This is a genomic window from Facklamia languida CCUG 37842 (assembly GCF_000245795.1).
Taxonomy (GTDB): Bacteria; Bacillota; Bacilli; order Lactobacillales; family Aerococcaceae; genus Facklamia; species Facklamia languida.
Map to the genome: position 1 here is coordinate 1059237 of NZ_JH601133.1, position 12050 is coordinate 1071286.

Genomic DNA, 12050 nt, shown 5'->3' on the forward strand with positions numbered 1-12050 from the left:
TATGAAGTGGTGGACCTTGAAGAAGACTACCAAGGGACTCGGACCGGCCAAGTTAGCTTAGCCTCTGGTCAAAGTCAGACCCAAGACCTGACCTTCCAAGCCCCAAACCCAGTCGGTGACTTAACCCTGCAGTTAGTGACGGAAGACGGCCAAGGGATCGAAGGAGCCGTATTAGAAGTGAACCAGGAAGAAGTCACGACCCAAGCAGATGGTTTAGCCAAGGTCAAAGACTTACCAGTTGGAACCTATCCCGTTCGAATCAAGTCTCTGCCAACAGGTTACGAATGGCAGGACCAAGACCTAGAGGTGACGCTTGAAGCAGACGAAGAGACCATCTTCCAAATCCAAGTAGCAGAAAGAACAACGACCCAGTCAACAACCACGACCGCGGAGCCAACCACAACGACTCAGTCAACGACCACGACCGCAGAGCCAACCACAACGACTCAGTCAACGACCACGACCGCAGAGCCAACCACAACGACTCAGTCAACGACCACAACCGCAGAGCCAACTACAACGACCCAATCCACGACGACAACAGCTGAACCAACCACTACGACCCAATCCACGACATCTGAACCGACCACGACCACTCAGACCTCGGGCGACCAACCAACGATTACCATCCAATCCACCACAACTGAACCTTCTGCGCCCAAACCGAGTCTGGACCACTCGGTCAAAGACCGGGATTCAAAGGGTGTCCTTTACATCACCCAATCGGATGCCAAGAAAGTCAAGAAAGTCACCATCCAAAAAGTCGACTTGAAGCCAGAAGACCGTCCGCAGGCTCTTCAAGGTAAAGACTTGGATCTGTACCAAGTAGCTCCCCAGGACCAAGCCGGAAATCCAGTTGAATTGGCCGATGGATCGGAGGTTCAATTGCCGATTCGGTCCGTTAATTCACAAATTCAAGTTCTTAAGGTGAATGGCAATCAGGTCGAAAACCTACCCGTAACGGTCAATAAACAAGTGGCAACGGTTAAGAATAATGCCCAACCTGGACAACTGGCAGTAGTCTATGGCAACGATTCTTCCCAAACGAATCAAACAACAGAAGCGACCTCTACGACCAGTCAAGAAAATAAATCATCCGTGGTGGTCAAAAAGTCGACCGACCAACGCAAGGCTGAAGACAAACAAAGTGGCTTACCTCTAACAGGAGAGCGGACTTCCTCAATCTGGTTAGTCCTAGCCGGCGTCTTCCTACTAGGGGGATCCTACCTTGTGATCAAAAAATGGCGGTAAGACCTTCTCAAGGAGCAGGGAGTCCTGCTCCTTTTTTCTGTGGGGAAAGAGGAGTCAAACCAGTGGAAGTAGACAATAAAGCCTTGATGCAGACCTCGTGACTCTTATTTCAGGCGATGAATGCCCCGTATTTCTAGTCCTTGGCCAGGCAAGAGGGTGGGCTCATAAATGACAGGCCTAATAGCTTTTGATAGGTGCTGCTGGTGCGGATCTATGCTACAATTAGCTTAATAGCATTATTAAACCAAGCGATAAGGAGAAATTGAGCATGGAACAATCATTTATCTTCGGTTATGGTGACCAGCCTGTCAGTTTGACGCTCAGCCAATTGAACCGACATGGGCTAATTGCTGGCGCAACTGGGACGGGTAAGACAATGAGCCTTAAGGTGATTGCCGAATTATTGAGTCAAGCAGGCATCCCCGTCTTTCTCTCAGATGTTAAGGGGGACCTCGCTTCACTGGCACAAATAGGGGATACCGAAGGCTTAGCTGAACGACTACAAGCGACTCACTATCAAGACTTTGAGAACCAATCCTTCCCCATCGAAATCTTTGACGCCCTGGGTGTGGATGGGGTGCCACTGCGGACCACTGTATCTGAAATGGGTCCCTTATTAATCGCGAAGTTATTGGGTCTTAATGAGACTCAGACGAGCATCTTGAATGTCGTCTTCTCCATTGCGGATGAACAAGGCCTCCTCTTGATCGACTTGACCGACCTGCGGGCCCTCTTAAACTATGTGGGGGAACATGCCAAGGAGTTGAAGGATAGCTACGGTACCATTTCAACCGCCTCTATCGGGGTCATTCTGCGCAGCATTGTCGTTCTTGAGCAAGAAGGAGGCCATGCCTTCTTCGGCGAACCCAGCTTTGAGATTCAAGACTTGATGCAGCAGGATGAATCCGGTAGGGGGATCATCAACATCCTCAATGCCACTAAGCTCTATCAGACACCAACCCTTTATGCGACGGTTCTTTTGGCCTTACTCGGTGAACTCTATGAAGAATTGCCCGAAGTGGGAGATCTGGACCAACCCAAGTTAGTCTTCTTCTTTGATGAAGCCCATGTCTTATTTGAAGATAGCCCCAAAGTTTTAGTGGATAAGATTGAACTGATTGTCCGCCTGATCCGCTCTAAGGGAGTGGGGGTCTTCTTTGTGACTCAGAATCCTTTAGATATCCCAGATAAGGTGAGCTCTCAGCTAGGTAATCGAATTCAACATGGCTTAAGAGCCTATACTCCTAAAGAATTAAAGGTCGTGAAGGCCGTGAGTGAGACCTTCCGCCAGAGCGAAGACCATCCAATCGACCTAGCCAAGACCATCCAGGAATTAGCTACTGGTTGTGCAGTCGTTTCCACCCTCGATCCGGCCGGGGTCCCAAGTGTTGCCCAAGAAGTGATGATCTATCCGCCAATGAGTAAGCGCGGCCTGATTGATCCGCAAGTTAAGTTGAAGGTGATCAATCAATCCAACCTCTTAACCAAGTATCTGGAACCCGTTGACCGGGAGTCGGCCCACGAACAATTGGAACAGGCCATGGCAGCTACCCAAGCCGAGATGATTGACCAGGCGGATCAAGCCCAAGCGGAAGTAACGATCGAACCCGATTCAGATGCCAACCAACGGATCAAGGAACTTGAAGCCGCTCTCGCTAAGGAAGTTAAGAAGAAGCAGCCGACGTCACGCCGGACCGACAGTAACCTGGACCGGTTCACCAAGAATCTGATGAGCCAGGTGGGGCGTGAGATTGGCCGCACAATTACACGGTCGATCACAGGTATGTTTAAGAAATAGAAATAAAGGGTATGGAACCCCTTCCTTTCATCAAATTTTGTGATTTATTTTTATTCTTATAAAAGTCGTGGTATAGTAATATTACATAAATGACAAAATGAAATGGTTGACCAAAGGAGAACTTTATACGATGAATTTGAAACTCATTGCGATCGATCTAGATGAGACACTACTTCGCAAGGATAAGACTTATGATGTTGAGCGCTTTAATAAGGCCTTGTTAAAGCTTCGCCAACAAGGTGTCATTGTGGCGATTATCACGGGTAATTCTTACCACAAGATTAGTGACTACTTCTCAAGTGAGATTCGCTCAGAATTATACTTTGGCTGTGATAATGGTAATTATATTGTCAAAGATGAAAAACCCTTGAAGAAGATCGGGATTGAATACAAGGACTTTACGCAAATAATTGACTTCCTAGATGAGTTTGAGGGCTACTATCCTGCGCTCAGCTTGGGGGATGCGAGTTATTTCCGTAAGCAGTCGGGAGACCACTTTGACTTTATTAAGAAGTACAATACGGATGTCCAATATATTCCCCTCTTCTCGGAATTACCAGAAGACTCCGTTGTAACTAAGATTGCGATCGCAACAGATGATTCCCTAGATAAGAACAAGGTCCTTGTTCGAATTATTAACGAGCGGTATGATAATGTGACCGCTGTTACTTCAGGCGATGGCTGGGTTGATGTCTATAATAGTCAAGGCGGTAAGGGAAGTGCTGTTCAATTCATCCAGGACCAGTACCAGATTCCAAGTGAAGCGACCATGGCCTTTGGCGACTCGCTCAACGATGAGAGTATGATGGGTCATGCTTATTACAGTATTGCCATGGAGAATGCGGATAAGGATCTGGAGATGCAGTGCCGGTTTAAGATTGGTAACAATAACGACCAAGCGGTTCTCGGAGTCTTAGAGCGCTACATCGCGACCGGTAACCTAGACTTCCTGCAAGATAAGCGCACTGTCAAGGAATAGGATGACCGATGGCTAAACAGAAGAATTCTAAACAAAAGCGCGGTCAGGACCGTCAAGAAGACCTTGTGCAAGTGGATGCTTACCTCATTCCGGCTAACCAGGCGGAGATGTACCAAACTCTACGTGAAGCAGTTGCCCAGGATGCCCTCGATTATTGGCGCGAGAAGTATCCGAGTGTGGACCGACAACCAGACCTTGAAGAAGGTGAGGCGATTGTAGTTTATGACGATGACCAGTCGGTTCTCTTTCGCTTCTATTTGAACCCACAGAATATCTCACAAGCCCAAAAGGCCCGTGATAAGGACCAATTGGCCAAGTTCTTGGTCAAGTTTGAACCAGACGACGAATAAAAAAAGCCCCCGCCTAGCGATGGACTGCCCTCAAGGCTGACTGGATAAGCAAGAGTCAGCTAAGAGGGAGAGCCCGACGCTATGACCGGGGGTTCGATTTGTTTTGAGGGAATGTCTGGCGATGCGTTATGAGTTGAGGCCTTTTTTTATTTGCCAGGCCTCCTGGTAGACCGCCTTGAGCTGCTGGCCGATGGCAGGCAGGTCGCGTTCTTCAGCAATTGAATAAGCTTGGTCCGCTAAAGAAGGCAGCTTCTTATCATATAGGGCTTGGATTTTTTCTTTGAAGTCTTCTATGTCTTGCGCTTTATAGACGTTACGTCCATCTTCCAACCAATCTTGGAAGACTGGGATATCTCGCACAATAAAGTCGGCACGGCTGGCAGCTGCTTCGATGGCTGGAATGCCTTCTGTCTCTTCATAGGTGGGAAAGATGTAGAGGTCTGTGGCAATCAAGGCTTGCCGAATGACTTCATTAGGGACATAGCCTGCAAATTTGAGGTTATCTAACTTGGTCGTTACGGCTTCTTTGACTTGATCGGGAACGAAGCGTAGGTCTAACTCCCCGAACCAGATAAATTGAATATGCGGCATGGCCTTGGCCAATTCGACAAAATCAAGAATTCCCTTTCGCTTTAGGTAAAGGCCAATGCCCATGACAATGAAGTCCTGGTCCTGATAATGGTAGGTGGACCGGAAGTCTTGTCGCATCTGGTCAGGATCACCGCCCTGGAATTGGGACAGGTCGATGCCATTTGAAATGGCATGGATGGGCCGATTGATCGGATAAGCATCGAGAATCTGCTTAGAGTAGGGGGTGGGTGTGATAATGACATCCCCTAAACGGTAGCAAGCGACTAGCCACCACTTGAAGAAGGGGGCAAAGAAATTCGATAACTTGAAGGAATTACGGAAGTCTTCCATTGTTGAATGGGCGTGAAAAACAATCGGAATGCCCTTCAACCGGCACTTTAAGGCAAAGAAAAAGGACCGTGGAAAATAGGTGTTGATATGGAGTAGATCAAAGGAATCCTCAGGGTCCAAGGTATAGTCCACTTGGGCATAAGTCAAAGCTTGTTGCTGGTGTCGAATGGCCTTGCCCAATCCAGAATGTTTAATTTGCTCTAAATGTTCAGAATAGAGTAAAACTCGCACTACATCGCCTACTTCCTATCTCATTGATCGCTGGCCTGATTAGCCAAATGGCTCCTTAACCATTCTACCTAATTCAAGGTGAATAAATCAAGGGGTCTTAAAGTGGCAGGTAGGTCTTGTGGCCCGTTGACAGGTAGGTAGTCTCAGGCAAAGTTGCTTATATTCTAGCAGGGTCTAATAAGCGGACAATCAAACCAAGGTTTTAATGAATTCGTAATAGAAAATTCACAGATTCATGTTAGAATAGGTTAGAGTGAAAGGAGTGCGGGCAATCATGCGGAGATTTATGAAAGGGTTGACGGTCTTATTTGTCTTGACACTGTTGGTGCTGGGGGCATATGCCTTTGGGATTGGTTATTATGCCAATCGTTTTCAAGCAAATACCAAGATTGCCAATGTCGATGTCAGCAATTTGACACTGGTTCAAGCGGAAGAATTAATTGAAGAAGAGATGCTAGACCATAAGGTGACATTGAACGAGAATGGCAAATCGATTGGGACCATTGAATTAAAAGACCTCGATCCCGTCTTAACCAATAAGGGAGTCATTGAGAAGGTCTATAAGTCGCAAAACCCTAACCATTGGTTATTCTATTATTTCCAAGGGGATACTTATGATGCGTCGCTTCTTTCGGGTGTTGAGATGGACCATAAATTACTCACCGAACGCTTAAAAGCCTTGGGCGTGGATAATACTAATCGGACGGCCCCTAAAGATGCCCAGCTTGATTACCAAGAGGGCAAGGGTTATGAGTTAGCAGAAGAAGAGACCGGTAACCAGATTGACCTGGCGGAATTAATGGCAGGTTTCTATCAAGAACTCTCGCATGAAGATAGTCAATTAGAGTTGAGCGATTATTATAGCCAACCCAAAGTGACCAGTCAGGATGAGGACTTACAAGCGATTTACCAAGAGGTCGAAGAAGCGCTGTCTACTAAGATCACCCTAACCATTAAAGACCACAAGGAAGTCATTCCAAAGGAAGAGATCGCCAAGTGGGTCTATTTCGACGAGAACAATGAAATTGTCTATGATGAGACCCTGGTCAGTGAATTTCTTAAGACCTACAATGAGAAGTATGCCTCTTATCTAAATCCTCGCCAATTCCAGTCAACCAATCAGGGAACTGTCACCGTTCAGCCTGGAACCTTAGGCTGGTCCATTGACCGTGAGACGGAAGCCAAGCAGATTGTAGCCGACCTTTATGCCCAGAAAGATGTCGAACGTGACCCCGCCATTATTGGGACAGGTTATGACTTACCAGGCAATGAGATTGGCGATACTTATGTTGAGGTCGACTTGACCTATCAGACGATGTATGTTTATCAGAACGGCCAAATGGTGATTTCCACACCGATTGTATCCGGACGGGCTGGTATTGCCGATACGATCCCGGGTGCTTACGCGATCTGGAATAAGGAAATAGATGCCAAACTAAAGGGCTATAATTGGATCTATGAGAAGGAATATACCACCCCTGTCAAGTATTGGATGCCTTTTGATACAGTAGGGCAAGGGATCCACGATGCTTCCTGGCAACCGACCTTCGGTGGGGACTGGTATCTATCTAATGGATCACTCGGCTGTATTAATACCCCAACCAATGTGATGGCTCAAGTCTTTAATACGGTTGAAGTGGGAACGCCCGTGATCATTTTCTAGATTGAATCACTAACAGTTGGAGCAAGGAAAGCGGCTCGACTGTTAGTTTTTTTGTGATGAGAGTAGACCGCCATTAGCTTGAAAGAATGAGCGGTCTTGTTAAATGAACCCTGTGTGAACAAGAGAAGGAGAAAGCCCATGAAAGATGTCCCACTATTTCAGAAGAATCAAGAGTTGACGGGTCAGGTCCTAGATCTGACCCATGAAGGCTTAGGCGTGGTTAAAATAGAAGACTACCCCTTCTTTATCGAAGGAGCCTTACCTGGAGAAAGAATTGAATTTAAAGCGATCAAAATCGGACGTAAGTTCGGCTACGGCAAGCTAATTAAAATCTTGGATGAAAGTCCTGACCGGGTTGAGATGAAGGATGACAAAGGTCGGCTGACGGGCACCATGACCTTGCAGCACCTATCCTATCCGGGCCAGCTAGCCTTTAAGAAGCGACAGGTCCAGAATGCCTTCCAGCGTATTGGTCATTTCAACCAAGTTCAAGTGAATGCGATTCTGGGGATGGACGAGCCATGGCAATACCGCAATAAGGCTCAGATCCCCGTTCAAATGATTGATGGCCAACTGGAGACGGGCTTTTACCGTAAGAACAGCCATCAACTGATTCCTGTCGAAGATTATTACATCCAAGACCCCGACATTGACCAGGCCATCCTTAAGATCCGGGATGTCCTACGGACTTTATCCATCCCAGCTTATGATGAAGATCACCATACCGGTCTCATCCGTCATATCATTGTCAAGCGCGGCCATTATAGTGGTCAAGTGATGGTTGTTTTGGTGACGAATGGCCGAGATATTCCGCGGCAAGACCAACTGGTTGCGGCCCTGCACCAAGAGATTCCCGCAATGGTTTCCCTCATGCAAAATATTAATACCCAGAAGACCAATCGAATTCTAGGTCAGGAGACTCACTGTCTCTGGGGCCAAGACTTCTATCAAGACCAGATGCTAGGGTTGACTTTCAAGATCTCAGCTCAATCCTTCTATCAAGTCAATACCCCACAAGCCGAAAGGGTCTACCAATGGGCCCTAGACCAAGCAGACCTCTCAGGTGACGAAACGGTCTTAGATGCCTACTGTGGCATCGGGACCCTCTCTTTGGTCTTGGCACAAAAAGCCGGTCAAGTCTATGCCATGGAAGTTGTTCCAGAAGCGATTGAAATGGCCAAGCAGAATGCCCACTTAAACCAATTGAACAATGTTCACTTTGAAGCAGGCAAGGCTGAGGTGATCCTGCCCCAATGGCAGGCTCAAGGTATTCACTTCGATGTCGCAGTCGTCGATCCTCCCCGCAAAGGCCTCGATCCGGACTTTATCCAAACCCTGATCGACCTGGCCCCGGATCGAATCGTCTATGTCTCCTGCAATCCCGCCACCCTGGCGCGCGACTGCCGCCACTTTGCGGATGCCGGTTATCAGGTTCAGACCATCCAACCCTTCGACCTCTTCCCTCAGACGACACATGTGGAGACATGCGCTGTCTTAACGAAGTCGAGCGCAAGCGAAGACTAAGTTTAGACGCGCAGTCGGTCTGCGACGGTAGGAGCAGAGCTTCCTTATGTCCCACTTGTCAAGGAACGAAGTGACGAAGTAAGCAATTACGGAGACCTGTGCGATAGCTGTCGAAGAATGAGGAGTGAAACTACGAAATGATTCGAGACAGCGAACCGCTGAGTGCGTAGTATTGATTGAAAAAAATAAGTAACAAAACGTAAAATAACGGGGTTCCTAGGCATATGATAGATGTCTAGACACCTCGTTTTTGGCTTGAGAGATAGAAATTGTGACCTGGAAGGTGATTTACCGAAAAAAAAATAGAGGTACGTCTGGGGAAACAGGTCGATTGGTGTGATAAGGTGGAAAAATGATAACTGGCAACTTGATACAATTTAATGACAAAAAAGCCGTTATGAAGTGGATAATCGGGATGAATTTGGTCAATTTATATTAACAGATTCAGCGGTGCCTAATGAATTTGATGAAACTATGCACACAGGGACGGAAAGAATATCTAGGGTGTTAATGCAACCAATGAGCTTATATGAGTCAAAGGATTCGACTGGAGAGATTTTCACTTAAAGATTTACTAGAAGGAAAAAATATTTCAGCTATTGATGCAACCAGTCTTGAAGAAATTGCTTTCTTAATTTGTAGAGGGGGAGGGCCAAAGGCAATTGGTTTAGATGAAAAGGCTGCTTTATTTCAAACTATAGATTGCTATGATGCTGTTATATCTATCGATATTAGTAGAGTAGATTCGATAAAAGGTTTACACAAAATAATTTTACACTTTGTTTATAACCTAATAACTTATTAACTATAAAGCGATCTTAATGACATTTGACAACAAGATAAATTTTTTTTAAGCTACGATTGTAGGGGGGAACATTTTTTAATTTAAATAGAAAAGTTAGGGCTAAATCGATTATATTATTCAAGCACATTGTACAGTAAACAAATAAACATTAAAAAAAGGAGAAATTATGAATCAAAAGCTTAAAATCATTTCGTTATCTTTCGCTATAATGCTTCTAAGTGCTTCTATATTTCCTAATATTACAACTGTTTACGCTAGTGAAAATGAACAACAAACACAAGAATACACTGAAGTTGAAATCGTAGAGCCTACATCTCTTTCATTAACAGAGGTAGAAATTAACTCCCTTGCTAATGAAATTCAAGCATTACACCCTAGTGTTTCTAAAGAGTGGATTATAGAAGTAATATACAAACAACTTCAAGGTGATTACTCGTTACAAACAGAATATACATCGTCTCAGGCTCAAACTAGATCATCATGGCAAGGTATAACTGTAGATCAAATGGGAGCGGCCCTAGATACTGCTATTGCATTAGCTCTAGGAGGAAGTACAGCTACCCTAGCCAATTTAATAAAAGTAAAAGGCAAACACGCAGCAAAAAGTGCCATACGTTCAGCAATTGCAAAATATTTAGGAAGCTGGGTTGTGAATGATGTTGTATTAGATTTTGCAATGAATTTACTATCACCAGGTACCTATTTAGCTCAATTATGGGACGAAAACGATGCTATTCCTAACAATGGAAGGATTAATTTTTAATGAGCAAAGACTTAATAAAATTAGTAGGTTATAACTTATTAACTTTAACGGTGGTGTATGTATTAACACTGCTAGCTAATATAGAATTTAAATGGTGGATTGTCATAGCTATGACATCATCTTCTTTCATCGTTAGTAAATATTTAGAGAACAAAAATAAAAAAGATAGCTAGTTTTTGTTAACTGTTTATTTAATAAATAACAGGTAAAAATTAAACCAAATGAACCCCCTTAAATGATGTGCCCCTAAAGTTAGAGTTGAAAATATAGGTTCTATAATAAATGCGGTTGATGTTCGTTCATCAACCGCATCTTTCTATTCACAAAGAAGTAAATGTTCACTATATTAAAGTCACCACAACCTAACAAAGGAGCATCTATGCATGAATCATTTTTATCTTAAAAACCTTGCAAATAAAAGACCTTAGTATTCATATGGATCCAAATCTTGTTGAAGTCACGGAATTCAAAGGTCGTCAGAGCCTATTCTATCATGGTTTATTAACCCATGTCCCTGAGACTTGTGAGCATTGTTGATGTATCAATCAGGGTGATTGGATTGTTATCAATGAAACCCGTTCCTCACGGATTACTTTAGCTCCGGTATCCGGATTAACCGCCTATTTAATCCTTAATAAATAACGTTTTTAAGTTGCCATTGTCAACGAACCTTTTCAGCAGCAACTTCACTGATTGATAAACATTGTTTTATCGCCAATCAAGTCAAACATCTTATCATGAATCGAGCGGACCGTGTAATGAGTGAGAAAGATATCGCCCAAGATTTTTCCGTTTCCGTCCAGACCGTGTGATGCGTCTTCAATCAAGTCGCCTTAACACTGTCTCAGCGTCCCTCGATGGGTCTTACCTCAAAATCTCTGTTTTGATGAATTTAAGAGTGACGCTTCTGCAAAAGGTGCCATGAGCTTTATCTGTTGCGATGCCCTCTCTCATCAATTAGTGAATGTCGTGGAAGACCATCGAAAAGGGTCTTTAAATGCTTATTTCAGTCGCTTTGATGTGCAATATCGTCGTCAAGTTGAAACCATTACCGTGGATATGTATGAACCGTATATGGAGTTCGCCAAACGCTGGTTTCCCCATGCCAACGTCTTAATCGATCCTTTTCATCTTGTTCAATCTCTGAATCGAGAACTCAATTGATACCGTGTTCAATAAATAAACCGAATTCGTTACAAAGATACCAGGATTCTATAACAAATTAAAGCCTTACTGGAAACTCATTCTGATGTAGAGAGAGCACTTAAGGAGTTATCTCTAAAATTTTTAGTTAAGCAAATCAAGCAAACTCAACTGGGAATTAAGGAAGCTATTGAGGCACTTCCTGCAGGCGACACCAAAAAATTGAAGGGATATGTCCTCTATCGACTACGTATAGGGACTATTAGAGTTATATATAACCATAAAGGTGGAATATTAACTATCTTTGATATCGGTTATCGCGGAGATGTTTATAAATAGCACAGCTAAGAACTAGTACCAGTATCTCAATGTTTGATAACAGTTTTTTCAATAACTGGCAATTAACGGATTGAGCTCGCCAGTTATAAGGTTTGGGAAAATGTATGTTTTGATTTTATGACCTATCTATATAGCTGTTAAGTGATCTCCTTCATTATTATTTTAAATTTATATGTAAACTCCCTATTCGGCATACCCCTATGTATCCATACTTTATACCCGACACATGTGGAGACATGCGCTGTCTTAACGAAGTCGAGCGCAAGCGAAGACTAAGTTTAGA

At 44.3% G+C, this 12050-nt stretch carries 9 protein-coding genes and 1 pseudogene; 9 read left to right on the plus strand and 1 reads right to left on the minus strand.

Annotation, left to right across the window (positions count from 1 at the left end):
- The 4 genes from HMPREF9708_RS08405 to HMPREF9708_RS04880 all read left to right on the plus strand — a co-directional run.
- Nucleotides 1-1251, plus strand: a 1251-nt coding sequence (locus tag HMPREF9708_RS08405) for a SpaA isopeptide-forming pilin-related protein (RefSeq protein ID WP_006309095.1), incomplete at its 5' end; no start/stop codon positions are given.
- Nucleotides 1252-1519: 268 nt separating this feature from the next.
- Nucleotides 1520-3049: a helicase HerA-like domain-containing protein gene (locus HMPREF9708_RS04870; protein ID WP_006309096.1), complete on the plus strand. Its 1530-nt coding sequence runs from the start codon at nt 1520-1522 to the stop codon at nt 3047-3049.
- 130 nt (nt 3050-3179) lie between these two features.
- Nucleotides 3180-4028, plus strand: a complete 849-nt coding sequence (locus HMPREF9708_RS04875; protein ID WP_006309097.1) for an HAD family hydrolase — start codon at nt 3180-3182, stop codon at nt 4026-4028.
- 8 nt (nt 4029-4036) lie between these two features.
- Entirely contained in the window at nt 4037-4378 is a 342-nt protein-coding gene (locus HMPREF9708_RS04880; protein ID WP_006309098.1) for a hypothetical protein, read from the plus strand.
- 126 nt (nt 4379-4504) lie between these two features.
- On the opposite strand, the gene HMPREF9708_RS04885 is transcribed toward HMPREF9708_RS04880, so the two are convergent.
- Nucleotides 4505-5530 (minus strand): glycosyltransferase family 4 protein, encoded by a 1026-nt coding sequence (locus HMPREF9708_RS04885; RefSeq protein WP_006309099.1) that lies wholly within the window; start codon nt 5528-5530, stop codon nt 4505-4507.
- A gap of 274 nt (nt 5531-5804) precedes the next feature.
- On the opposite strand from HMPREF9708_RS04885, the gene HMPREF9708_RS04890 reads away from it, so the two are divergent.
- The 5 genes and pseudogenes from HMPREF9708_RS04890 to HMPREF9708_RS07915 all read left to right on the plus strand — a co-directional run.
- Nucleotides 5805-7193 carry a L,D-transpeptidase family protein gene (locus HMPREF9708_RS04890; protein ID WP_006309100.1) on the plus strand — a complete coding sequence of 463 codons (1389 nt, stop codon included), beginning with the start codon at nt 5805-5807 and terminating at the stop codon, nt 7191-7193.
- Between the two features lie 138 nt (nt 7194-7331).
- Nucleotides 7332-8717, plus strand: a complete 1386-nt coding sequence (gene rlmD / locus HMPREF9708_RS04895) for a 23S rRNA (uracil(1939)-C(5))-methyltransferase RlmD (RefSeq protein ID WP_006309101.1) — start codon at nt 7332-7334, stop codon at nt 8715-8717.
- A gap of 529 nt (nt 8718-9246) precedes the next feature.
- Nucleotides 9247-9522 carry a hypothetical protein gene (locus HMPREF9708_RS08410; RefSeq protein WP_006309102.1) on the plus strand — a complete coding sequence of 92 codons (276 nt, stop codon included), beginning with the start codon at nt 9247-9249 and terminating at the stop codon, nt 9520-9522.
- Between the two features lie 166 nt (nt 9523-9688).
- A complete protein-coding gene (locus HMPREF9708_RS04905) occupies nt 9689-10285 on the plus strand; it encodes a hypothetical protein (protein WP_006309103.1) in 597 nt (198 codons plus the stop codon).
- A gap of 888 nt (nt 10286-11173) precedes the next feature.
- Nucleotides 11174-11449, plus strand: a pseudogene (locus tag HMPREF9708_RS07915) (transposase); the annotation flags it as partial.
- Nucleotides 11450-12050: the final 601 nt, after the last annotated feature.